Source organism: Microbacterium sp. EF45047, from assembly GCF_028472845.1.
GTDB lineage: Bacteria > Actinomycetota > Actinomycetes > Actinomycetales > Microbacteriaceae > Microbacterium > Microbacterium neungamense.
In genome coordinates this window covers 423412-444744 of sequence record NZ_CP069429.1, presented here as the reverse complement: position 1 = coordinate 444744, position 21333 = coordinate 423412, and the positions used below count along the sequence as shown (strand labels likewise).

Genomic DNA, 21333 nt, shown 5'->3' with positions numbered 1-21333 from the left:
CTCCCCCGCCTCGTGCTCGCCCCGTACTCCGTGGTGCTCCTCCTGCTCACCTGGCTGCCCGGCGAGCAGGCCGCCGTGGCCACCGGCATCGTGAACCGTCTGGCGCGCTTCCTGGCCGCCCGCGACATCGTCCCCTACGCGCTCGGCTACCCCGTGCTCGAGTTCCTCGCGAACATCGCCCTGTTCGTGCCGCTCGGGCTGCTGCTCGCCGCCGGCTGGCCGCGACTGTCGGGCTGGGCCATCGCCGCCACCGGGCTCGCCACCACCGTGACGATCGAGGCGGTGCAGATCCTCCTCCCGAGCCGGTATCCGTCCTTCTCCGACCTCGTCGCCAACACGCTCGGCGCCGTCGGCGGCTGGGGGCTGGTGGCCGGCGCCCGTGCACTCCGCGACGAGACTCGCCGTACCCTGGAGGGATGAGTGACCCCGACGGCGACACCCTGCCCCGCCTGAGCCGCCGCGAGCTGCGGCAGCTGCGCGAAGCCCTGCCGGACGCTCCCCCGCTGCCGCCTCAGCCGACCGGTCTGTTCCCGCCCGCCCAGCCGGCATCCGTCGCGCCTGCGACCGCGGTCGCCGAGGCGACCATCCTTACCGTCTGCACCGGGAACATCTGCCGCTCGCCGATGGCCGAGGTCCTGCTGCGCGCCCGCCTGCAGGGGCTGGGCGTGCGCGTGCACAGCGCCGGCACGCACGCGCTCGTCGGCCACGGCATGACCGAGCCGGCGGCCGCGCTGGCCACGCGCTTCGGCGCGCTCGAGACGGATGCCGCGGGCCACGCCGCCCGGCTGCTCACCGAGGGCATCCTCGGCGAGAGCGACCTGGTGCTGACGATGACGCGCGAGCACCGCTCGCCCGGCCGGCTACTACGTCCACCTGCGCGACATCAAGAACTTCATGTTCGGGAACACGTACACGTACCCGCCGAACACGCCGATCGAGAAGTTCCGCACCATGCTCGACGCGTGGTTCCTGCCGTGGTGGATGCCGCTGCTCGCCGTGCTGGCGGCGCTGCTGCTGATCGTCGGCGGATTCTGGGCCGGGCGGCGCAACGGCGCCGGCATTCCGGTGCGGGTGCGGGCGACGACCGCGGCGACGGTGGCGGGCCTGGCGAACTACCTGGGCTGGTGGTCCCTGTCGTCCGATCTGCCGCTCTGGGTGCGGCATCCGGCACCGGGGATCTTCGCGTTCGTCCCGATCCTCGCGGCGGTCGCGGTGTGGGGGGCACGGATGCTGTGGCGCGCCGACCTGCGGCCGGCCGGGGCGGCGGTGCGCGGCGGTGTCGCCGTCGCGGTCGGCGTGATCGGGCTGACCGCCGCGGCGGGCGACGTACTGCACGCGCAGCGCCCGTTCATGCCGCAGGAGACGCTGGCGGCGCAGCGCGCGGTGGTGGAGCCGATCCGCGAGTAGGTCGAGGAGTCCGACACCGAGTGGCTGGCGGCACAGCCCTGGGGCGCGCCGGTGTCGGCCGTGTTCCTGTCTGGCGCGCACATCGGCCTGTTCGACGCCCCCGGTATGGCCGAGACGCCGCGCCTGACGCACGACCCCTGCACCACCGAGATCCTCGTCGACGGGCCCGTCTTCCGCGTCTGCGCCGCCCCTCCCGGTCCCTGAACCGCCCGTCACCTCCCGGTCGTTGAGCGAGCGGAGCGCCCTCCCGGTCGTTGAGTGAGCGCAGCCGCCCCTCCCGGTCGTTGAGCGAGCGCAGCCGCAGGCGAAACGAGACGAAACGCCTCTCCTCCACACAGAGCCGCTGTGGCGAGTCCTCCACAGCGGCCAGCGGAGAGGCCGACGCGCCTCGGCACGGGCGTTACCGTGGGCTGACAACCCCGATCAGGCCGCGTCACAATGGAGGCATGTACATGTCCGAGGAGCTCGTCACGATCATCAGCGCGCTCGTGACACTCGGAGTCGGTATGTTCGCGGGCTTCGCATGGGTGATCCACCGGATGGACGCCAGGTTCGCGTCGTTCAATGACAAGTTCACTGCCGAGATCAAGTCCGTCGACGAGAAGCTCACCGGAGAGATCCGGGCACTCGACGAGAAGTTCACCGGACGCTTCGACGCAGTGAAGGACGAACTCACCGAGGTGAAGATCGCCGTGGCGCGCATCGAAGGGCCGCCGCGACATCTGATCACGGCGCGCTGAACCGGCGAGCTCGTTTCGTCTCGCTTCGCTCGCTCAACGACCGGGAAGGGGCCGACCCGGGAGGAGCGCGCGTTTCGTCTCGCTCCGCTCGCTCAACGACCGGGAAGGGGCCGACCCGGGAGGAGCGCGCGTTTCGTCTCGCTTCGCTCGCTCAACGACCGGGAAGGGGCCGACCCGGGAGGAGCGCGCGTTTCGTCTCGCTCCGCTCGCTCAACGACCGGGAAGGGGCCGACCCGGGAGGAGCGCGCGTTTCGTCTCGCTCCGCCTGCGGCGGTGCTCGCTCTACGACCGGCGGGCGAGGGTCAGAGGGCGAGGCGTTCCTTGACGATCGTGGCCAGCCGGTCGACGTGCAGCTGTGCGGTCTCGGCATCCGCTGCCTCGACCATGACGCGCACGAGCGACTCCGTGCCCGACGCGCGCAGCAGCACCCGGCCGGTCTCGCCGAGCTCCTGCTCGCACTCCCGCACGGCCGCCATGACGAACTCGTCGTTCACGCGGGTCTTGTCGACGTCCTTCACGTTCACCAGCAGCTGCGGGTACACGGTCATGATCGACGCGAGCTCGGCGAGCGTCTTCTTTTGCCGCGCCATCTCGGCGACCAGGTGCAGGCCGGTCAGCAGCCCGTCACCGGTGGTCGCGTAGTCGCTCATGATCACGTGCCCGGACTGCTCGCCGCCGAGCGAGTATCCGCCGGCGTTCATGTCCTCGAGCACGTACCGGTCGCCGACCGCGGTCTGGCGCACAGTGATGCCGTGCTCGCGCATCGCGACGTGCAGGCCCAGGTTGCTCATCACGGTCGCCACGAGGGTGTCGTGCTTGAGCTTGCCGCGCTCCTTCATCGCGACCGCGAGGATCGCCATGATCTGGTCGCCGTCGACGACGTTGCCATCGGCATCCACCGCGAGGCAGCGGTCCGCGTCGCCGTCGTGGGCGATGCCGACGTCAGCGCCTACGCGCACGACCTCGGCCGCGAGCTTGTCGAGGTGGGTCGAACCGACGCCGTCGTTGATGTTCAGGCCGTCCGGATCGGCGCCGATGACGGTCACCTTCGCGCCCGCGTTGCGGAACACCTCGGGGGACGCTCCGGATGCCGCGCCGTTGGCGCAGTCGAGCACCACGTGGATGCCCTCCAGCCGGTGCGGCAGCGAGGCCAGCAGGTGCATGACGTAGCGGTCCTCGGCATCCGAGAAGCGCTGCACGCGGCCGACGTCACCGCCGGTGGGCTGCAGCTTCGGGCCGGACATCGCCTGCTCGATGCGCTGCTCGACGATGTCGGGCAGCTTCACGCCGCCGCGGGCGAAGATCTTGATCCCGTTGTCGGGCGCGGGGTTGTGGGACGCCGAGATCATCACGCCGAAGTCGGCGTCGATGTCCGAGATGAGGAACGCCGCCGCGGGGGTCGGCAGCGTACCGGCATCCAGCACGTCCACTCCCGACGATGCGAGACCCGCCTCGACGGCCGCGCTGAGGAAGTGACCGGAGATCCGCGGGTCGCGAGCGACGACCGCGGTGAGCCGCTTGCCGGCGGCGCGACGCGCCTCGGCGATACGGCCCTGGCCCAGGACGACAGCAGTCGCCTGGGCCAGGTTGAGCGCAAGCTCGGCGGTGAGGGTGCCGTTCGCCAGCCCCCGCACCCCGTCCGTACCGAACAGTGCCATGTATGGAACGGCGTCGATCAGCGCTTCGAGTACTGCGGGGCCTTGCGGGCCTTCTTGAGACCGGCCTTCTTGCGCTCCTTGACGCGAGCGTCACGGGAGAGGAAGCCGGCCTTCTTCAGGGTCGGGCGGTTGTTCTCGGCGTCGATGTTGTTCAGCGCGCGGGCGATGCCGAGGCGCAGAGCGCCTGCCTGGCCCGAGTCGCCGCCGCCCGAGATGCGGGCGATGACGTCGTACGCGCCGACGAGGTTCAGCGCGGTGAACGGGTCGGTGATCAGCTGCTGGTGCAGCTTGTTCGGGAAGTAGTCCTCGAGGGTACGGCCGTTGACCGTGATGACGCCCGAGCCGGGGATCAGACGCACGCGGGCGATGGCCTGCTTGCGACGGCCCACGGCGGCGCCGGGAACGCTCAGCACGGGGCGGGGAGCGTTCTCCACGACCTCTGCCTCAGGGGTCGCGGTGGAGTAGTTCTGCGGGAATTCGGTGGTGTCCTGGATGTCGGCCACGAGTATGTCCTTAGTCTGAGCGGCGCTTACTGGGCGACCTGGTCGAGCGTGTACGGCGTGGGCTGCTGAGCGGCGTGCGGGTGCTCGGCACCGGCGTACACCTTCAGCTTCGACAGCTGCTGGCGGCCCAGGCTGTTCTTCGGGAGCATGCCGCGGACGGCCTTCTCCACGGCGCGGACCGGGTTCTTCTCGAGGAGCTCGGCGTAGTTCACCGACTTGAGGCCGCCCGGGTAGCCGGAGTGGCGGTAGGCCAGCTTCTTCTGGAGCTTCTGACCGGTGAGCGCGACCTTGTCGGCGTTCACGATGATGACGAAGTCACCGGTGTCGATGTGGTTGGCGAAGGTCGGCTTGTGCTTGCCGCGCAGGAGTGCGGCGGCGTGCGAAGCCAGACGGCCGAGGACGACGTCAGTGGCGTCGATGACGACCCAGTCACGCTGGACCTGCCCGGCCTTCGGGGTGTAAGTGCGCGTCACGATAGTGCTGCTTTCTTGTCGAACGGAGGTGTTCGTGAATCCCACTCCGGGGTGGTTCCCGATCATGACCCTTCGACAAGCTCAGGGTCCGAGCGGGAACAGCGCCAGTGGAGGGCTCACGTTCGCGGCACCCGGCAGCCGGGCACCAAAGGTCAAGCTTACGGCATCCGGCATCCGCGGCGCAAAGCGAGGGTCACTGCGCGGCGTCCGCCCGCGGGAACAGCGCGTCGCACGACGGATCGATCGTCACCGGAGTCTGAGTGACGGTGGGCGTGTACCGCACTGCGAGCGGAGCGGCGGCGTCGGCCGGCACGGTCGAGGTGAACGAGACCGTGCGCGACTCGCCCTTGGGCACGGCGATGAACAGGCTGCGGGTCTCGCGGCCGTTGTACACGCCGCTGCGGTCCCACCCGTCGCGGTCGCCGCTGGCCGGATCGACACCGACGAGCTGCCCGCCCGGCAGCGCCATGCCGATCACATCGAGCAGCATCGTCGTGCGCGGGAAGCCCCAGCTCGGGTTCCGGTGGCCGAGGGTGTAGGTGCTCAGGTCGCCGGTGGGCACGGAGTTCTGCATGGTGAGGGCGGTGGTGACGGTCCGGTTCTCGGCGGAACACGTCACGGTGACGGCGTTGGACAGGTAGTACTCGAGCTTCGAGTACGACGAGTCGTTGAGGTAGACGCCCACCTGCGTCTCCTCCGCGTTCGTCGAGGCGACGTGCCCGTCGATGCCGAGTTCGACCGCCATCGCCTGCTGGGCGGGGTCCGCGAACCACGCGTAGATGCGCTGCTCGGACGCCGCCTTCTTCAGCTGCTCGAGCATCGCCAGCGGATCCCAGCCGCCGCTCATCACGGTGGAGAAAACCGCCGACGACACCTTCGCGAAGTACGCGTCCGCGGCCGGACCGTCGTTCCCGAAGCGCTCGTAGGTGTCACTCAACAGCAGCTTGACCGCATTGTCGGCGGTCACGGGCGTCGCCTCCCCCGGTACGGTCACCGGACCGGCGACGCTGAGCATGTACGACAGCACGACGGGGTCGAGTGCGATGATGCCGTCGGGGCGGCCGCCGATGGTCTGCGCCCACAGACCGTTCACCATCGTCGCGGCATCCGCGAAGTCCGGGGGCCGGGTGTAGTTCTGCGAGTAGAACCAGGTGTCCTCCTCGAACAGCGCCATCTTCTCCGGGGAGTCCAGCCCCACCCGGTAGCGCCCGGTCGGGCCCTCGTTGACGAAGATGCGCGCCTGCGGGTCGTCGCGCATCGTCACCCTGCCGTTGTCGACGAGCAGGATGGTGCCCGCGCCCGGGTTGCCGCCGGTGGCGCGGATCTCGGCGTTGTTCTGGAACAGCAGGGCGTACGTGCGGGGGCCGTCCGCGCCGAGCACGGACAGGACGAGGGGCAGGTGCTTCTCCGCGAAGGCGAGAGCGGGCGCCGCATCGTCGATCACGTCGACGATCTGCCCGATGTTCTCCTCGATCATCGGGTGGATGGCGTCCCGGTCGATCCGGTCGACGTGCGACTTCGCCTCGTCGAACACCGCGCGCAGTGCCGGGATCTGCGGTTGCGCGGCACGGAACGGCTCGAGGTTGATGCCGCCGCCCTCGACCTTGATGTTGCCGATGTCGGCGACCTTCATCAGGTCGAGCATGATCGGCATGGCGTCGCGCACCAGGATGTGCGTGGCCTGGGTCGTCTCGCTGACGGCGGTGACGTTCGCGCCCACCCAGGGCACCCGGCTGGCGAACGTCCACAGATCGTTGCTCGCGGTGCGGTCGGCGGATGCCGTCAGCTCGAGCACCTCCGCGGAGACCTGGTCGATCTTCGCGGTGTCGCCGGCGCGCACGAGCGGCACCAGCTGGGACATCTTCGACTTCGCCGCCTGCAGATCGTCGCGCACCTGCATCGCCTGGTTGACGAAGACCGCACCCGCGATCGCGGCGGCGATGGCGAGCAGGATCAGGACGAGGAGGGTCCACAGGATCGCGGCGCGCACCGGATGCCGGCGCTTACGGCGCGGCGGGCTCTCGTCGCCGGAGTCGGCGGCGAACAGCTGCTCGACATCGTCGACCCCGTCCGCGCGTCCGTCGTCATCGCCCCTACGAGATGCGGACCGCACACCCATGGCATCCTCCCCCGACGCTGGACTGTTCGCACAAGGATACTGCCGGGCGTGCTCGCGTCCTATGGCTGATCGCGAACTTCGTCACGCGGGACCGGGAGGCGTTCACGGGTCTGGACGGCCTGGTCCGCATCGAGGTGCGCCGCGGCTACGCCGCCTCCGCCGTCACGAGGATCGGCCGGTGGTCGCTGGTGCCCTGCGGCAGGGTGCGGATGCTGTCGATGTGGAACCCGACCGAAGTCGCGAAGTCGTAGTGACCGCGGAACACCCGGTAGCGCGTGTAGGTGTGGTCGTCGCTGAGCGTGAGCGCGTAGCCGTGCTCGCGCACGGTCTGCCCGAGGTTCTCCTTGAAGACGGGGTAGTTGTAGTCGCCGACCATGAGCACCGGGAGCCCCGGGCCCATCGCCTCGAGCTCGTTCAGGGCGGCCCGGATCTGGTTGCGGCGCAGGGAGTTCAGCGCGGTGAGCGGCGCGGCGTGAAAGGAGGCCACGATCAGCCCGCGCCCGCTGTCGATCTCGTGCATCCGGGCGCCGAGGACGCGTTCATGGGCGGGTTTCAGCATCCGGTCGTGCAGCGACTTCTTCAGGCCGATGGTGCGCACGTCGTCGATGCGGAAGGTGTTGGCGCGGGCGTACATCGCCAGCCCCAGGCGGTTGCCGGCGGTGGCGCGCACGAGCGTGAGGCCGTCGACGGCGTCCGGGAGGGCGGTGGTGTCGCATTCCTGCAGGCAGAGGATGTCGGGGGCCTGCGCGGCGACCAGCTGCGCGAGTTCGCTCGCGGCCCGGTGCTTACGCAGGTTGTACGAGATGACCCTCATGGCGCCCACGCTAGTAGCCCGTCCCGCGGATGACGCAAGGGGCTGGACGGTGTTACGACGAATCACCACCGGCGAGTTGCTTCGGAAAATCCGGACGAACCGGCGCCCGCCCGGCGTGTCCCGGCCCGACACGCCGGCGGCACACCGACTGATCTCCGTTTTCCGGATGCCGGGCGGGCAGGGGTTCCGGATGCCGGGCGGGCACAGGTTCCGGATGCCGGGCGGGCAGGGGTTCCGGATGCCGGGGAGTGCCGGTCACTCGTCGTCGACGGGGTCCATCCCGGGCACCGAGCCGTCGCGGTCGCGGCGGGCCCTGGTCTGCTCGGCGCGGGCGGAGAGCAGCTCGTCGGCCGGGTAGCCGACCTCGGTCAGGGTGAGGCCGCGGGCGGCGAGCACCTTGAACTCGCTGGTGCGGGTGAGCGCGTCGCGCAGGGTCACCAGGTCGTCGACGTCGAGGCGCCCCTCCCCCACCGCCGCGCACGCGCCGACGAGGGCGCGGACCATGCTGTGGCAGAACGCGTCGGCCTTGACCTCGGCGACGAGCACGCCCTCCTCGTCGCGGTGCCAGCGGTAGTCGAGCAGCGTGCGGATCGTGGTGGCGCCCTCGCGCCCCTTGCAGTAGGCGGCGAAATCGTGCAGGCCGATGAGCGTGCGGGCGGCGGCGTCCATCGCGTCGACGTCGAGTTCGCCACGGATGCTGGTGGTGTCGTTCCGGCGCAGCGGGTCGTAGCCGCTCACGGCGTCGGCGAGCCGGTACCGGTACCGCCGCCAGACGGCGGAGAAGCGGGCGTCGAACCCCTCCGGGGCGAGGGAGCTCGCGGTGACGGTGGCGTCCGCGTAGGCGCCGAGCACACCCCGCATCCGTCCCGCGATCGATCCGGCGGGATCGTGCGCGGCGCGACCGTGCCGCGATTCCACGCGGGCCCACTGCGCGTCGTCGAGGTCGACGTGCGCGACCTGCCCGGTGGCGTGCACCCCGGCATCCGTGCGCCCGGCGACGACGAACTGCACCTCGGAGCCGACGATGCGGGCCAGCGCCGCCTCGAGCACCCCCTGCACGGTGCGCAGGCCCGGCTGCTTCGCCCAGCCGCGGAAGTGCGTGCCGTCGTAGGCGATGTCCAACCGAATGCGCACGGATTCAGCCTATCGGCGCGGCCCCTTCGCGCCGGGCCGCCGCCAGTGCAGCGATGTCGGCGGGGTCAGTTGCTGCGTGAGTCGCTCCACGTTTCGGGGTTACTGGAGATCTTCTCGAAGCCCAGAGTCCGTAGCAACCGAGATCCAGTGGCTCGATCCAGACCAAAAACCGGTCGAACTCCGCACGCGTCCACTCTCGCTCAGAGCAGACGGCTTGCCGAAGTTCCATCGGGGGCTGATCGTCGGCTCCGCCATCTACCCATGCCTGGGCAGCGAGACGCTGCCTCTTTGTGCGCGCGCGATCAAGTGCGCGCGTGACTGCACGCCCGCCCTGTACGAGTGTCGCGATTGTCAGACCCGCCTGCACCACGTCCCACACCAGCGGAATGAAGTCACCGCCGCGGCCATGCACATCGACCTGCAGGACCTCACCGTCGGCCAGCCGGGCTGCATCTGCGAGCGTCACATCGTCCGTGATCACTCCCACCCAATAGCGCGTCGCGCGGCCTTCCCGGACGACCACCGACGGACTCTGAGACAGCGGACCGAACGTCCTTGTCAACGCGTGTATCAGCGCCTCGGTGGGTTCACCCGCGATGAGCGCTTCGCGAGGTTCAACCCCGTCCTCCGTACCCGTGTCGCCGTCGAACCAGACCCGAACCTCTACAGTGTCGCCCAGGACAGAGCCGTCCCTTCGGCGTTGCTCCGCGGTGATCAAGAATCGCACGATCGCACGAAGTTCCGGAACACGGGTTGATGCCGCTGTCCAGACGACGTCATCGTCGACCGTCGCGTATCCATGGGCGAGAATGTTGCGGAGTCCGATGATGCGATTGATCTCCGGAATCTGGTCAGCCATCTCGGGATCGAGTCTTCGAAGACGGTTCAAAGCTTCCCCGATGATCTCGAGCTGGCGTTCCACGGCCGACCGCCGGAGGCCATCCGCGAGGTATGCGACCTGATCAAGCCCTTCGATGAACTCCGCGATCTGCTCAGACGCCGCCCGCACATCCCACAGCAGCGCGAGCAAGTCAGGCCGCATAGATCTCCTGAGCTTCGCCCGCCGCTCGGGCGCGGAAATACGGATTCCGGACAGCACTCGCCATCACGAGGTCGACAGGCCTTCCGAGCACCTTCTCAAGGTCTTCCTTCAAGCCGAAGTAGGCGTCGAACGGATCCTGGACGCCGGCGTGGAACTCAACGAGGACATCCACATCGCTCTCCTCGCGGAACCGTGACGTGGTCGCGGATCCGAAGACGTGCAAGCGTTGAACAGCGTGCGAACGCGCGATACGCGCGATCACTTCACGATCCAGGTCGACCTGCAGTCCCATGGCCCGAGTTTAGCCCTGCAGCGCTCCTGCCGGAGCCGGAACGCAGGGCCGCCGCCAGTGCAGCGATGTCGGCGGGCGTGGTGCGGCAGCATCCGCCGATGAGTTTCGCGCCGCGCTCGCGCCACTGCGGTGCGAGGTCGGCGAGCGAGGCGGATGCACCGCCACCGGCCCAGCGTTTGGCGACGGGGTCGTAGCTCTCCCCGGAGTTCGGGTAGACGATCAGCGGCAGCCAGGTGTGCCCGGCGAGCTCCTCGAGCGCGGGAGTGACGAGGTCGGCGGGGACGCAGTTCACCCCGATCGCGACCACGCTGGGGCGGCCCTCGAAGGCGCGCGCGACGTCGGCGAGGGGCGTGCCGTCGCTGAGGTGACGCGCGTCGCGCAGGGAGAACGAGTACCAGGCGGGGATGCCGAGTTCGTCGGCGAGCGTGGCCACGGCGAGCGCCTCGGTCAGCTTCGGCAGCGTCTCCACGGCGAGGACGTCGGCGCCGGCCTCTGCCAGCGCGGTCGCGCGCGGACGGTGGAACGCGATGAACTCGTCCCGGGTCAGGTCGTAGTCGCCGCGGTACTCCGAGCCGTCCGCCCGGTAGGCGCCGTACGGGCCGACGGACCCGGCGACGAACAGCGGCGGGCCGTCGGGGTTCGCGTCGAGGGCCGCCTCACGCGCCGCCTCCGCGAGGAGCACGCTGCGCGCGATGAGGTCGAGCGCGGTCTGGCCGTCGATGCCGCGAGCCGAGAATCCCTCCACGCTGGCCTGGTAGCTGGCGGTGGTGGCGCACTGGGCGCCGACCTCGAAGTAGTCGCGGTGCACCTCCGCGATGACCTCGGGCTACTCGACGAGCACCTTGGCGGACCAGAGCGGGTCGGCGAGGTCGCAGCCGCGACGCTCCAGCTCGGTGGCAAGAGCGCCGTCGAGGAAGATCTCGTTCCCGTTCGCCAGGTGCTGGATCAGGTCGTGACGGGCGGGCATCGGGTTCCTTCGGGTCGGGCTCCGGCAGCCTATCGGGCGGTTCGACGGGGTCCGGGGATGTGACACGGGATCGACCCGGGAACGACGAAGCCCCCGGCGAACCGAGGGCTTGATCTGCGTAGCGGAGGCGGGACTCGAACCCGCGACCTCACGATTATGAGTCGTGCGCTCTCACCAACTGAGCTACTCCGCCGCGATGCAACCGGCTCGCGAGAGCGGATGCCAGAGCCCCGAGTCAGGATTGAACTGACGACCCCTTCCTTACCATGGAAGTGCTCTGCCACTGAGCTATCGGGGCGTTGCTGCCCTGTCCGGGCAACCAGTCGAGAATAGCATCTCGACGGCCGAGTTACGAAACCGGGGCGACCCCGTCGTAACGACCGGCGTTCTCCTTGAGCCACGGCATCGGGTCGATGGTGCTTCCGTTGACGATGAGCTCGAAGTGCAGGTGGGCGCCGAACGAGCGGCCGGTGTTCCCGACCAGTCCGACGGTGTCGCCGACCTTGACCTTGTCGCCGGCCTGGACGCGCAGCGAGCCGTACTGCATGTGCGCGTAGTGGCTGGTGATCACCTGGCCGTCGATGACGTGGTCGATGTACACGCTGACGCCGTACGCGCCGTCGGACTCCGTCGCGGTGCGGACCGTGCCGTCGGCGATCGCCTGGATCGGGGCGCCGGAGCCGGGGGTGAAGTCGATGCCCTCGTGCAGGCGGCCGTCGCGCATGCCGTAGCCGTAGCTCATCGACGTGCCGACGATGAACGGCCACTGGATCGCGGCGTCCGGGTCGTTGGTGAAGACGTCGGTGGAGTAGTTGATGCCCTCCTGGGCGGCCACCTCGGCGAGCGAGACGGTCGAGTAGTTCTCGGACCGCGCCAGCTGCTCGGTCTGCACGTCGGAGGAGGCCACGAACGCCTGGATCTCGTCCTCGTCGACGGCGTTCGCGCCGGTGCCCTCCTTCTGCGGGGCGACCAGGCTGGTGACCGTCTGGGCACCCGGGCCCTGCGCCGCGGCGACGGCGCCGGCCGGCAGCGTCATCGAGACGGTGAGGAGGCAGGCGACGCCCATCACGCCGACGCTTGCGCCGCCGGCGAGGATGTTGCGCAGCACGCGCGGCCGACGGGAAGCGGCGGGGGTCGACGCGGCGGATGTGGCGGCGGCAGGTGCGGCCGTGACGGTCTGCCGCGCTGCGCCGGTCTCCCGCGCTGCGCCGGTCGCCGTCTCGGAGTCCGCGTCGGCGTCGAAGCCGAAGGCCTGGGCGGCCGCGGTGAAGGCGTCGCCCTCGAGGACGACCGTTGCGTCGTCGTTCACGCGGGAAAGACGCTCGGCCGCGCGGGGAAGCTCGCTCGCGCGGGGGAGGTCGTGCGGTGCGGCGGTGTCGCACGAGGGCATCGGGTCGTCGACCCCGTGGGATTCCTCCACCGCGGATGCCGCGACGCGGGACACCGGGATCGTGTCCTCAAGGTCCGGGAGGCGGGAGGACATCACCGTGCGGAGCGCGTCGTCTGCGTCGCCGGCCGGCTCGGCGAACATCTCGGCCAGGGAGGCCTCGGCCGCGGGGCGGGTCGGGTCGGCGTCGACCGACTCGACGCCGGCCGGGGCGTGCGCGTCGTGACGAGCGGGGGCGTGACCGTCGTGACGGCGGGCTTCGACAGGGGTCGGCAGGTGCGCTTCGTGCCGGCGGGTCTCGACGCGAGCCTCGGTGCGACCGGGCGCGGGGGCGTCGTGACGGGACGGCGCAGACTGGGCCGACTGGCGGCGGGCGCGGCGGGTGAGCGGGGCCGGCGCGGGGGCGGAGGCCGTCGCGGCGGACGCCGGAGCAGCAGACCGTGCCGAAGTGGAAGACGGTGCCGGAGCCGAGGCGGACGGTGCCGAGGCGGACGGTGCCGGAGCCGAGGCGGAGGGCGAGTCGGCTGCAGAAGACGGTGCGGAAGTCGTCGCCCCGGCGTCGTTCGTGACGAAGAACGAGGAGCCGGAGGGGGTCTGACGCGGGTCGGCGTCGGTGACGGGCGTCGACGTGCCCCCGACCGCGGGCGCGGTGCGGAGACGGTTGGAGCGTCGCGTGAGCGCGGGCGCAACCGGGGGGAGTTCAGCGGGCAAGTCGGGGTTCTCTCGGGTTGTTCAAGCTGGGGAGGGCTTGGTCACTTCGGTTGTTCGGGCAACGAAAGTAACGATCGGGTAAACACTACCGGTTCAGACCTGGGAATGCCATGAACCGGTCACCCTCCGTCATCCGGAGGAGGGTCGCCGGCGACGAGTTCGCGCAGCCGGTCGTGCACGGCGCGGCCGCCCGCGACGAACAGGGGCCGCCGGGAGTCGGTGTCGAAGCGGCTGACGACGCCGCCCGCCTCCTCGATGAGCAGCGCCCCGGCGGCGAAATCCCAGGGCTGCAGACCGCGCTCGAAGAAGCCGTCCAGGCGTCCGGCGGCGACGTAGGCGAGGTCGATGGCCGCCGACCCCATCCGGCGCAGGTCCCGAGCCATCGTCATCGCGCGGCGCACGGTCCGCAGGTCGCCGTCGTGGGTGGCCGGGTCGTAGCCGAATCCGGTGCCGAGGAGGGCGCCGGCGGGCTGCTCGGTGGTGACGGCGAGACGGATGCCGTCGAGCCACGCACCCTCGCCGGCGACGGCGGTGAAAAGCTCGTCCAGGCGGGGAGCGCAGACGGCCGCGGCGACACCGCGCCACTGCTCGGGCGTCGGCTCGCCGGCGACGACCGCGATGCTCACCGAGTAACCGGGGATGCCGTACGCGTAGTTGACCGTGCCGTCGATGGGGTCGACGACCCAGGTGTACTCCGTGGCGCCGCGCTCCGCTCCGGACTCCTCGCCGAGGAACCCGTCGCCGGGGCGCTCCCGGCGCAGGCGTCCGCGGATCAGCTCCTCCACCTCGCGGTCGGCTTCGGTGACGATGTCGGCCAGGGTGGACTTCGTCGCGGCGAGGGGGACGCCGGCCTCGCGTCGGCGGCGGGCGAGGTCGCCCGCTTCGGCGGCGATGTCCGCGGCGAGCGCGCCGAGCTCTGCAGCCGTGGTCATCGCGGAGCCTGCGGGGCCTGCGGCGCGGTCGACGGATCCTGCGGCGGTTGAGGCGGCTGTGGCGCCTGCGGCGCGGTCGACGGATCCTGCGGCGCGGTCAAGGGATCCTGCGGCGCTTGAGGCGGCTGTGGCGTCTGCGGCGCGGTCAAGGGATCCTGCGGTGCGGCGGGCGGCTCCGGCGCCGCAGCGGGCGGGGACTGCGGCGCCGCGGGCGGGGGCGGCGGGAATCCGGGCGACGGCGGCCCGGCGTACGCCGACGAGGCACCGGCGAAGGTCTGCGCTTGCGGGTGCCCCGCGGTCTCGGCCGCCGGCGTCGCCGCCGGGGCGGGCGACTGCAGCGGCTGCTGCACAGCCGGGTAGGTGGGGTAGCCGGTGTAGTAGGCGTTCCAGTCCGGCGACCCGTCCGGCATCACCGGAAGCGGCGTCCGACCGTCGGCATATGTGGGCCAGGCGGCCACCGTGGGTGCCGCGGCCGGCGCGGGCTGCCGCTTGGGGGCGAACAGCGCGTTCAGCAGCGGGATCAGCGTCGTGCCGACCGCGACGAGGATCGTCACGGCGACGACGATGCGCCAGTAGAACTCGCCGTACTCGAAGGTGTGCGGGAAGGTCAGGGCGAACACCAGCAGCGCCACCAGCACGCCCAGCAGCACCAGGGTGCCGATGACGATCCCGCGCGTGAACGCGGTCACATGCCGCCGCGCGGCCTTGAGGTAGAGGCGCACGTGCAGCAGCGCCAGCTGCAGGATGCCGACCACGAGCAGGAACTGCAGGAAGCGCGCGGCCTCCAGCCCGTAGTACTCCTCCTCCGACTCCGGAAGCCAGATCTTCACCGCCCCGACGAGGAGCGCGATGATCCAGGTGATCATGCTGGTCAGCGCCAGCCAGTCCGGCCGGTTGGGCGCCAGACCGGTCTCGGCGATTGCGACACCGGCGAACGCCGCGAGCAGGAAGATGGTGAGGAACGCCCGGCCGACCAGGCCGTCCTGGTCGCCGATGAGCACCCACACCACGCACACGAACGCGGCCGCGATGAGGGCGCCGATGGCGATCCAGATCGCGCCGCGAAGCAGCAGCGAGGTGTTCGGCCGATTCGGCGCAGTGGTGGGGGCGTCAGACATGATGATCCTCTCGTCGGCGTCGTGGTCTCATCCTGCCATGCGCCGCATCCGCCGCCCGCTCGGGGCCCGGGAGCGGTGGACAACTCCGCGGAGGGCGTCGGCTAGGGAGAGCGAGTCAGCGCGCGGCGCGCTCCGAGGCCGCGGCGAACGCGGCGATGCCCGCCTTGGCGTCCTCGGTGTCGAAGGCGGCGCCGATCGTGCGGGCCTCCTCCTCCAGCTGCTCGGCGAAGCCGCGCGCCGGCTGCGACCGCACCAGACGCTTCGCCTGGCCGTAGGCATCCGTCGCCCCGGCGAGCCAGAACCGGGCGATCTCCTCGGCACGTGCGCGCACCGCATCCGCCTCGGCCGCGGCATCCGCTCCCTCCACGACCTCGGCGACGAGCCCCCACTCGCGGGCCTCGGCGGCGGTGAGCAGCCGGTCCTGCAGCACGAGCTGCAGCGCGCGGCGCTCCCCGATCGCGCGGGCGAGCTGCGCCGAGACGGACAGGTCGGGGGTGAGCCCGATGTTCGCGTAGAGGCTGCCCAGCCGCGAGCGGGCGCCCACGACGGCGTAGTCGCTGCAGAGCAGGATGCCCAGCCCTCCCCCGGCGGTCGTACCGTGGGCGGCCGCGACGACGGGGATCGCCGACGACGTCAGCGCGAGGATGCCCTCGTTGATCACGCGGGCGAAGGCCGTGATCTCCTCCCCCGAGCCCATCGTGCGCGCCATGTCGATGACGTCGCCGCCGGCGCAGAAGGCCGGGCCCGCAGCGTCGAGCAGGATGGCCTTCACGTCCGCGCGGGCGACGGCCTCGGTGGTGACGTCCCGCCACGCGTGCGCGAGCTCGGCGTTGAACGCGTTCAGCCGTGCCGGACGGTTCAGCGTGAGCCGCGCCAGTCCCTCGTCGACCGTGAACAGGATGGCGTCGCTCATGGCTCTCCCTCGATGCCGGATGCTCGAATGCCGCCGCGCGACGGGCTCGCGCGCTTCGGTGAATCCATCCTAACCGAGCGCGACGTGGCTCAGGACTCCCCGACGACCCGCGCCACGAACGCCTCCATGCGCCGACGGGTGCCGTCCAGCCGCATGTCGGCCTGCCCCGGGGCGCGCACCTCGTTCGGGGCGAGCGGGTGCGCGAGGCGCACGTTCTCGTGGCAGGACAGATCGGCGCAGATGTAGGTGCCTGCGCTGTCGCCGCGGGCCCCGCGGGCTCCGGTGCGGCGCGCGGTGAAGAGCGCCACCTGGTTGCCCGGCTGCAGCGTGTGGCAGATGTTGCACATGCCGGAGCGGGCACGGCCAGGGTCGGTGGAGCGCAGCAGGATGCCCACGGGATGCCCCTCGTGCTGCACGACCACGCACCCGCGGCGGCTGGAGACGGTGTCGCGCCAGGCGAGGAAGTCGAGGTAGTCCCAGTCGATCAGGAGGAAGTCGTGCGGCATCCCGAGCTGGGCGATCTCCTCCGGCTCGGCGTTGACGATCGACGCGCGGACGTCGGCCTCGGTGAGCGGTCGCATCGTCCCAGTCTAGGAAGGCGCGGCCGGCGCGGGTTCATCGCGCTCGCTGACGGTCGATGAACGCACGGTGCAGCGCTTCGATCTCGTCGGCGAGCTCGAGGGCGGGTCCGGTGACAGCGATCCCGGGAGCGATGACGCCGATCGGCAGCCCCGCGACCGGCCCGGGAGCCACGCCCCACGCGGCGTGCCATTCCGCGAGCTGCGCCGAACTCGCCGCGTACACGATCCGGCCGAGCCCGACCCAGGCGTGCGCCGCGCTGCACATCGGACAGTGCTCGCCGGAGGTGTAGACGGTGGCGTCTCGCCGCTCCTCGGGCGTCAGGTGCGCGGCGGCCCAGCGCGCGATCTCGAACTCCGGATGCCGGGTGCGGTCGCCGCCGGCGACCCGGTTCCGATCCTCGAAGCGGACCGTGCCGTCCGCGTCGACGAGCAGCGATCCGAACGGTTCGTCACCGGCCTCCAGCGCCTCGCGGGCGAGCTCCAGGCAGCGGCGCAGGCGCAGCAGGTCCTCGGGATCGGTGACGGGCGCGGGTGCATCGGCCATGACGGGCTCCTCTCTACTCCGCGTACATCCGCTCGATCCCGCTGGAGCTCGAGGAGGCGGCGCGCGTGGACGGGGCGTCCACATGGCGGGTGTTCTGGCAGATCATCTTCCCGCTGCTGGCGCCGATGAACGCGACGGTCGGCATCCTCACCTGCGTGTGGGCGTGGAACGACTTCATCCTGCCGCTGGTGGTGCTCACCGATCCCGGTGCGCGCACGCTGCCGCTCGCGCAGTACGTGCTGCAGGGGCAGTTCAACACCGATTACACGGTCGCGTTCGCCTCGTATCTGATGGCGATGGCCCCGCTGCTGATCGTGTACATCTTCTCGCAGCGCTGGGTGATCTCCGGCGTTACGCGCGGCTCGATCAAGTAGGACGGATGCCCGGCCGGGCGCCGGCGCTGCGGGGGCCGCTGTGCCGGCGCTCGGGCGTGCGGCGACGGGCGGCGCGGGCTGTCACGGGCGGGGCCGCGGGGCGGCGCGGGCTGTCGCGGCGCGGCGGCGGGAGGTGAGGGCTGTCAGGGGCGCGGGCGGCTGGAGGTGAGGGGTGCCGCGGCGAGCAAGGGGTGCCGCGGCGGGTGCGCGGAGCCTACCGTGGTCGCATGGCACTGTTCCGGGTCGGCCGCGCCGCGGCATCCGTCGCCCTCGTCGCGGCGCTGGTGGTGCTCGCCGGATGCACGGCCGCGACGGATGCCCGGCCGCCGAGCCCCTCGCGGCCGGCCGTTCCGAGCGCGAGCGCGGAGCCGGCGCCGCCCGGCCCCACCGGCCCCACCGGCCCGGCGACGGTGATCGCGGAGGGGCTGGACGCGCCGTGGTCGATCGCGTTCCACGACGGGACGGCGCTGATCAGCGAACGCGACACGGCGCGGATCCTGGAGCTCGGCGGCGACGGCGCGGTCCGCGAGGTCGCCGTGATCGACGGCGTCGCGCCGCGGGGCGAGGGCGGACTGCTCGGCATCGCCGCGCACGAGGGCCGGCTGTACGTGTACTCCACCGGCGAGGACGGCAACCGCGTGCAGCGGTTCGAGATCCGGGGCGCGCCGGGCGCGCTGGCGCTCGGACCGGCGGAGACGCTCATCGACGGCATCCCGTCGGCGGGCATCCACAACGGCGGGCGCATCGCGTTCGGTCCCGATGGGATGCTGTACGCGACGACCGGCGATGCGGGCGACACCGGCAACGCGCAGGACCTCGACAGCGTCGCCGGGAAGATCCTGCGGCTGCGGCCGGATGGCGGCATCCCCGAGGACAACCCGTTCCCCGGGTCACCGGTGTTCAGCTACGGGCACCGGAACGCGCAGGGCATCGCGTGGAGCGCGGACGGCACGATGTACGCGAGCGAGTTCGGCCAGAACACCTGGGACGAGCTCAACGTGATCGAGGCGGGCGGGAACTACGGCTGGCCGGAGGTCGAGGGCATCGCCGGCCGGGACGGCTTCATCGACCCGGTGCAGCAGTGGACGCCGTCGGATGCCAGCCCGAGCGGGATCGCCGTCACGGGCGGCGCGATCTACATCGCCAACCTGCGCGGCGAGCGGCTGCGGCAGGTGCCGGTGGCGGATCCGTCCACGGCGACCGAACATCTCGTGGGCGAGCATGGCCGGCTGCGCGACGTGGTCCCGGCACCGGACGGGTCGCTGTGGATCCTCACGAACAACACCGACGGGCGGGGCGACCCGCGGGAGGGCGACGACCGCCTGCTGCGGCTTCCCCTCGGGTGAGCGGCGGTCAGGACCGGATGCCGCGGAGCTCGGCCTGCCGCAGAGCGCGCAGCTGCTCCGCCGGCGGACGGTGGCGGCCAGGGATCGTGGAGAAGCGCCCGATCGCGCCGATCCCGGCGATGGTCGGACGGACGAACTCGCCCTCGAACCGGACCAGGTTCATGTCGGCGAGGGCGTCCAGCCGGTGGCGCAGCCGCCGCATCCGGAACGGGCCGATCAGGGGCTCCTCGGCGAGGAGCGCCTCCGTGGTGAGCGGCTCGAGGCGGGCCAGCTCGTGATCGACCAGCACGGAGAGCACGTCGCTGAGCGCCTCCGGGAGCTCGGCGGCCCGCGCCTCGCCGCGACCGAGCTCCTCGTCGATGCTGAGATCCAGAGCCACGCGCCGCTCGAGCCGGCTGTGTGCCTGCGGGGCGCGCGTGGACGCACGCTCGTTCTCGAGCCTGTCGCTGGCCGTCATACCTGTGAGACGCGGCAGGCGCCCGTTCATTACGCGAGAACGCCCACTCCCTCCCCGGTCGTTGAGCGATCGAAGCGACGAAGCGCCCCGGCGAAGGCGCGTTTCGTCTCGCTCCGCCTCCGGCGGTGCTCGCTCAACGACCGGAAAAGGGCGTTTCGTCTCGCTCCGGCGGTGCGGTTCCTGAGCCTGCGAAGGGCGCTCGACGACCGGAAAGAGGGGTGGGAACGGCTGAAGGCCCCCGCTGGGCGGAGGCCTTCAGACATTCGGTGGCGAGTGAGGGATTCGAACCCCCGAAGCTTACGCGGCTGATTTACAGTCAGCTCCCTTTGGCCGCTCGGGCAACTCGCCAGTGCACACCCGTCCAGCTTGTTCAGCCAACCGGGGGCGCGAAGTACAAGCATACTCTCCGCGACCGGGGCGCGAGAAATCGGCGGTCAGCTGCCGCGGACGCCGCGATCCGCATCCACCAGCGACTCCGGCGTGCGCAGCAGACCGCCCTCCGCACGGCATGTCGCGGCGGCGATCGCCATGGCGCGATCCAGCAGCGCCTGCCACTCGGCATCCGATCCGGGATCCCCTTCCGCGAGCCCCGCAGCGACAGCGGCGAGCGTCGCATCCCCGGCCCCGACGGTGTCCACGATCGACCCCGGGAGCTCCGCGATCGGCGCCGTGAAGACGCCGGCATCCGAATCCAGCACCGCACCCCGCGAGCCGGCGGTCGCCAGCACCGCCGAAACCCCGAGACCCCGTAGCCGCTGCCGCAGGGCGTCCAGGTCGCCGTCGTAGAGCAGCGACGCGTCGTCGGCGCCGACCTTCACCAGCGCGGCCCGGGCGGCGAGCCGCTCGAAGCCGCGGACGAACTCGTCCCGGTCGCTGAGCATGCCCGAGCGCGGGTTCGGGTCGATCGCGACGCGCGCCTCGCCGAGGGCGTCCGCCAGGGCGTCCACCTCGGCCGGGACGTCGAACGGGAAGCAGCTGATCGCGACCACACCGGCATCCGCGATCGCGGCACGCGCCTCGTCGTCGTACCGGATGCTGCGCCGCTGCGCCGCCTCGTTGAAGACGTACTCCGGTTCGCCGCTCGCCGATCGCGTGACGATCGCGCGCGACGACCCGTGCGGCGCCGGGCTCGAGATCAGCGCGACGCCGTGGTCCTTCAGGTACTCGCGGATGTGCGCGCCCGGCTCGTCGTCGCCGACCATGGCGATGAGGGTCGTCGGCACCCCGAGCCGGCGCAGGCCGACGGCGACGTTCAGCGCCGCACCGCCCACCAGCTCCCGGATGCCCGTCGCGTCGCGGATCTCGTCGATCAGGGCGTCGCCGATCACGACGGCGCTCTTCGGCTTCTCAGCGGTCATTCGCCCATTCTCGCGCAGCATCCGACCTGCGCATAACGGATGACACGGCGGCCGCCGCCCTCGCTATCCTGTTCCCACTCTGATGACGGGAGGGACCCATGTCCGACGAAGCAGTCACCCTCTTCGCCGAGTTCACGGCTCTGCGCGGCTGCACCGAGGAGGTCGACGCACTGCTGAGAGGCCTCGTCGCCGATGTGCGGCAGGAGCCGGGCAACCTGGTGTTCGACGCCTACCGCCTCACCGAGGAGCCGGACAGGTTCTTCGTGTTCGAGGTGTACCGCGATCGCGCCGCGTTCGAGGAGCACCTCGCGGCACCGTACGGCGTCCCGTTCAACAAGCGGCTGCAGGAGCTCATCGTGGAGGATGCCTCGCAGCTGACCTTCCTGTCCCGCACCGCCGAGCCGTAGAACGGGTGAGGCCCCGGATTCCGAAGAATCCGGGGCCTCACCTCACCGAAGGCGCG

General features: G+C 71.2%; 25 protein-coding genes, 3 tRNA genes and 2 pseudogenes. 9 read left to right on the top strand and 21 right to left on the bottom strand.

Going from position 1 to position 21333, the window contains the following annotated elements:
- Positions 1–12 precede the first annotated feature (12 nt).
- The 5 genes and pseudogenes from JRG78_RS02185 (at position 13) to JRG78_RS02165 (ending at position 2147) form a co-directional block, all read left to right on the top strand.
- Complete coding sequence (locus JRG78_RS02185) at positions 13–420, top strand: VanZ family protein (protein ID WP_272653569.1); 408 nt, start codon at positions 13–15, stop codon at positions 418–420.
- Positions 417–800: pseudogene (locus tag JRG78_RS12655) on the top strand (arsenate reductase/protein-tyrosine-phosphatase family protein); the annotation flags it as partial. The gene JRG78_RS02185 and the pseudogene JRG78_RS12655, both read left to right, overlap by 4 nt.
- A 94-nt stretch (positions 801–894) precedes the next feature.
- On the top strand, positions 895–1407 hold the full coding sequence (locus JRG78_RS02175; RefSeq protein WP_272653567.1) for a hypothetical protein: 513 nt from the start codon (positions 895–897) through the stop codon (positions 1405–1407).
- Between the two features lie 51 nt (positions 1408–1458).
- Complete coding sequence (locus tag JRG78_RS02170) at positions 1459–1611, top strand: hypothetical protein (protein ID WP_272653566.1); 153 nt, start codon at positions 1459–1461, stop codon at positions 1609–1611.
- Between the two features lie 248 nt (positions 1612–1859).
- Positions 1860–2147 (top strand): hypothetical protein, encoded by a 288-nt coding sequence (locus JRG78_RS02165; RefSeq protein ID WP_259607361.1) that lies wholly within the window; start codon positions 1860–1862, stop codon positions 2145–2147.
- 302 nt (positions 2148–2449) lie between these two features.
- Here JRG78_RS02165 and glmM read toward each other — a convergent pair whose 3' ends face one another.
- The 13 genes from glmM to JRG78_RS02105 form a co-directional block, all read right to left on the bottom strand.
- Positions 2450–3805, bottom strand: a complete 1356-nt coding sequence (gene glmM, locus JRG78_RS02160; protein ID WP_259607360.1) for a phosphoglucosamine mutase — start codon at positions 3803–3805, stop codon at positions 2450–2452.
- A 17-nt stretch (positions 3806–3822) separates the two neighbouring features.
- Positions 3823–4308 (bottom strand): 30S ribosomal protein S9, encoded by a 486-nt coding sequence (rpsI, locus tag JRG78_RS02155; protein ID WP_272653565.1) that lies wholly within the window; start codon positions 4306–4308, stop codon positions 3823–3825.
- A 26-nt stretch (positions 4309–4334) separates the two neighbouring features.
- Entirely contained in the window at positions 4335–4781 is a 447-nt protein-coding gene (rplM, locus tag JRG78_RS02150; protein ID WP_259607358.1) for a 50S ribosomal protein L13, read from the bottom strand.
- Between the two features lie 193 nt (positions 4782–4974).
- Positions 4975–6900, bottom strand: coding sequence for a DUF4012 domain-containing protein (locus tag JRG78_RS02145; RefSeq protein WP_259607357.1), 1926 nt, complete (start codon positions 6898–6900; stop codon positions 4975–4977).
- Between the two features lie 145 nt (positions 6901–7045).
- Positions 7046–7714, bottom strand: a complete 669-nt coding sequence (locus tag JRG78_RS02140) for an endonuclease/exonuclease/phosphatase family protein (RefSeq protein WP_259607356.1) — start codon at positions 7712–7714, stop codon at positions 7046–7048.
- Between the two features lie 255 nt (positions 7715–7969).
- Positions 7970–8848, bottom strand: coding sequence for a tRNA pseudouridine(38-40) synthase TruA (gene truA, locus JRG78_RS02135; RefSeq protein ID WP_259607355.1), 879 nt, complete (start codon positions 8846–8848; stop codon positions 7970–7972).
- 4 nt (positions 8849–8852) lie between these two features.
- On the bottom strand, positions 8853–9878 hold the full coding sequence (locus JRG78_RS02130; protein WP_259607354.1) for a HepT-like ribonuclease domain-containing protein: 1026 nt from the start codon (positions 9876–9878) through the stop codon (positions 8853–8855).
- 1 nt (position 9879) lies between these two features.
- Positions 9880–10182 (bottom strand): nucleotidyltransferase family protein, encoded by a 303-nt coding sequence (locus tag JRG78_RS02125; RefSeq protein WP_259607353.1) that lies wholly within the window; start codon positions 10180–10182, stop codon positions 9880–9882.
- Positions 10154–10999, bottom strand: a complete 846-nt coding sequence (gene mmuM / locus JRG78_RS02120; protein WP_336297719.1) for a homocysteine S-methyltransferase — start codon at positions 10997–10999, stop codon at positions 10154–10156. Before mmuM ends, JRG78_RS02125 begins: the two co-directional genes overlap by 29 nt.
- A gap of 9 nt (positions 11000–11008) precedes the next feature.
- Positions 11009–11149 carry a hypothetical protein gene (locus JRG78_RS12555; protein ID WP_336297699.1) on the bottom strand — a complete coding sequence of 47 codons (141 nt, stop codon included), beginning with the start codon at positions 11147–11149 and terminating at the stop codon, positions 11009–11011.
- A 119-nt stretch (positions 11150–11268) separates the two neighbouring features.
- Positions 11269–11342, bottom strand: a tRNA-Met gene (locus tag JRG78_RS02115).
- A 33-nt stretch (positions 11343–11375) separates the two neighbouring features.
- Positions 11376–11447 (bottom strand) — tRNA-Thr (locus JRG78_RS02110).
- A 51-nt stretch (positions 11448–11498) separates the two neighbouring features.
- Complete coding sequence (locus JRG78_RS02105; protein WP_259607352.1) at positions 11499–12680, bottom strand: M23 family metallopeptidase; 1182 nt, start codon at positions 12678–12680, stop codon at positions 11499–11501.
- A 304-nt stretch (positions 12681–12984) separates the two neighbouring features.
- On the opposite strand from JRG78_RS02105, the gene JRG78_RS02100 reads away from it, so the two are divergent.
- On the top strand, positions 12985–13134 hold the full coding sequence (locus JRG78_RS02100) for a hypothetical protein (protein WP_259607351.1): 150 nt from the start codon (positions 12985–12987) through the stop codon (positions 13132–13134).
- A gap of 232 nt (positions 13135–13366) precedes the next feature.
- Here the strand turns inward: JRG78_RS02100 and JRG78_RS02095 are convergent, their stop codons facing one another.
- The 5 genes from JRG78_RS02095 to JRG78_RS02075 form a co-directional block, all read right to left on the bottom strand.
- Positions 13367–14179 carry an inositol monophosphatase family protein gene (locus JRG78_RS02095; RefSeq protein ID WP_259607350.1) on the bottom strand — a complete coding sequence of 271 codons (813 nt, stop codon included), beginning with the start codon at positions 14177–14179 and terminating at the stop codon, positions 13367–13369.
- Positions 14176–15297: a hypothetical protein gene (locus JRG78_RS02090; RefSeq protein ID WP_259607349.1), complete on the bottom strand. Its 1122-nt coding sequence runs from the start codon at positions 15295–15297 to the stop codon at positions 14176–14178. Before JRG78_RS02090 ends, JRG78_RS02095 begins: the two co-directional genes overlap by 4 nt.
- A 115-nt stretch (positions 15298–15412) precedes the next feature.
- A complete protein-coding gene (locus JRG78_RS02085) occupies positions 15413–16210 on the bottom strand; it encodes an enoyl-CoA hydratase/isomerase family protein (RefSeq protein WP_259607348.1) in 798 nt (265 codons plus the stop codon).
- A gap of 89 nt (positions 16211–16299) precedes the next feature.
- Positions 16300–16791: an FBP domain-containing protein gene (locus tag JRG78_RS02080; RefSeq protein WP_259607347.1), complete on the bottom strand. Its 492-nt coding sequence runs from the start codon at positions 16789–16791 to the stop codon at positions 16300–16302.
- 34 nt (positions 16792–16825) lie between these two features.
- A complete protein-coding gene (locus tag JRG78_RS02075; protein ID WP_259607345.1) occupies positions 16826–17335 on the bottom strand; it encodes a nucleoside deaminase in 510 nt (169 codons plus the stop codon).
- A gap of 11 nt (positions 17336–17346) precedes the next feature.
- Between JRG78_RS02075 and JRG78_RS02070 the strand changes: the two are divergent.
- Positions 17347–17709 (top strand): annotated as a pseudogene (locus JRG78_RS02070) (carbohydrate ABC transporter permease); the annotation flags it as partial.
- A gap of 227 nt (positions 17710–17936) precedes the next feature.
- Positions 17937–19055, top strand: a complete 1119-nt coding sequence (locus tag JRG78_RS02065) for a PQQ-dependent sugar dehydrogenase (RefSeq protein ID WP_272653564.1) — start codon at positions 17937–17939, stop codon at positions 19053–19055.
- Between the two features lie 7 nt (positions 19056–19062).
- Here JRG78_RS02065 and JRG78_RS02060 read toward each other — a convergent pair whose 3' ends face one another.
- The 3 genes from JRG78_RS02060 to JRG78_RS02050 all read right to left on the bottom strand — a co-directional run bounded on the left by JRG78_RS02060 (position 19063) and on the right by JRG78_RS02050 (position 20870).
- Positions 19063–19512 carry a hypothetical protein gene (locus JRG78_RS02060; protein ID WP_259607343.1) on the bottom strand — a complete coding sequence of 150 codons (450 nt, stop codon included), beginning with the start codon at positions 19510–19512 and terminating at the stop codon, positions 19063–19065.
- Positions 19513–19779: 267 nt separating this feature from the next.
- Positions 19780–19860, bottom strand: a tRNA-Tyr gene (locus JRG78_RS02055).
- Positions 19861–19946: 86 nt separating this feature from the next.
- Positions 19947–20870 carry a carbohydrate kinase family protein gene (locus JRG78_RS02050; RefSeq protein WP_272653563.1) on the bottom strand — a complete coding sequence of 308 codons (924 nt, stop codon included), beginning with the start codon at positions 20868–20870 and terminating at the stop codon, positions 19947–19949.
- Between the two features lie 98 nt (positions 20871–20968).
- Here JRG78_RS02050 and JRG78_RS02045 point away from each other — a divergent pair, with 98 nt between their 5' ends.
- Positions 20969–21277: a putative quinol monooxygenase gene (locus tag JRG78_RS02045; RefSeq protein WP_272653562.1), complete on the top strand. Its 309-nt coding sequence runs from the start codon at positions 20969–20971 to the stop codon at positions 21275–21277.
- The last annotated feature ends 56 nt before the right edge of the window (positions 21278–21333 follow it).

What these genes read in the sequence shown, in the direction of transcription:
- JRG78_RS02140 (WP_259607356.1), bottom strand. Translation starts at nt 7,714, where the DNA reads ATGAGGGTCATCTCGTACAACCTGCGTAAGCACCGGGCCGCGAGCGAA.
- JRG78_RS02145 (WP_259607357.1), bottom strand. Translation starts at nt 6,900, where the DNA reads ATGGGTGTGCGGTCCGCATCTCGTAGGGGCGATGACGACGGACGCGCG.
- JRG78_RS02060 (WP_259607343.1), bottom strand. Translation starts at nt 19,512, where the DNA reads ATGACGGCCAGCGACAGGCTCGAGAACGAGCGTGCGTCCACGCGCGCC.
- JRG78_RS02175 (WP_272653567.1), top strand. Translation starts at nt 895, where the DNA reads ATGTTCGGGAACACGTACACGTACCCGCCGAACACGCCGATCGAGAAG.
- JRG78_RS02080 (WP_259607347.1), bottom strand. Translation starts at nt 16,791, where the DNA reads ATGCGACCGCTCACCGAGGCCGACGTCCGCGCGTCGATCGTCAACGCC.
- JRG78_RS02045 (WP_272653562.1), top strand. Translation starts at nt 20,969, where the DNA reads ATGTCCGACGAAGCAGTCACCCTCTTCGCCGAGTTCACGGCTCTGCGC.
- JRG78_RS12555 (WP_336297699.1), bottom strand. Translation starts at nt 11,149, where the DNA reads ATGCCCGCCCGTCACGACCTGATCCAGCACCTGGCGAACGGGAACGAG.
- glmM (WP_259607360.1), bottom strand. Translation starts at nt 3,805, where the DNA reads ATGGCACTGTTCGGTACGGACGGGGTGCGGGGGCTGGCGAACGGCACC.
- JRG78_RS02090 (WP_259607349.1), bottom strand. Translation starts at nt 15,297, where the DNA reads ATGTCTGACGCCCCCACCACTGCGCCGAATCGGCCGAACACCTCGCTG.
- JRG78_RS02085 (WP_259607348.1), bottom strand. Translation starts at nt 16,210, where the DNA reads ATGAGCGACGCCATCCTGTTCACGGTCGACGAGGGACTGGCGCGGCTC.
- JRG78_RS02095 (WP_259607350.1), bottom strand. Translation starts at nt 14,179, where the DNA reads ATGACCACGGCTGCAGAGCTCGGCGCGCTCGCCGCGGACATCGCCGCC.
- JRG78_RS02125 (WP_259607353.1), bottom strand. Translation starts at nt 10,182, where the DNA reads ATGGGACTGCAGGTCGACCTGGATCGTGAAGTGATCGCGCGTATCGCG.
- JRG78_RS02105 (WP_259607352.1), bottom strand. Translation starts at nt 12,680, where the DNA reads ATGTTCGCCGAGCCGGCCGGCGACGCAGACGACGCGCTCCGCACGGTG.
- JRG78_RS02075 (WP_259607345.1), bottom strand. Translation starts at nt 17,335, where the DNA reads ATGGCCGATGCACCCGCGCCCGTCACCGATCCCGAGGACCTGCTGCGC.
- JRG78_RS02165 (WP_259607361.1), top strand. Translation starts at nt 1,860, where the DNA reads ATGTCCGAGGAGCTCGTCACGATCATCAGCGCGCTCGTGACACTCGGA.
- JRG78_RS02050 (WP_272653563.1), bottom strand. Translation starts at nt 20,870, where the DNA reads ATGACCGCTGAGAAGCCGAAGAGCGCCGTCGTGATCGGCGACGCCCTG.
- JRG78_RS02065 (WP_272653564.1), top strand. Translation starts at nt 17,937, where the DNA reads ATGGCACTGTTCCGGGTCGGCCGCGCCGCGGCATCCGTCGCCCTCGTC.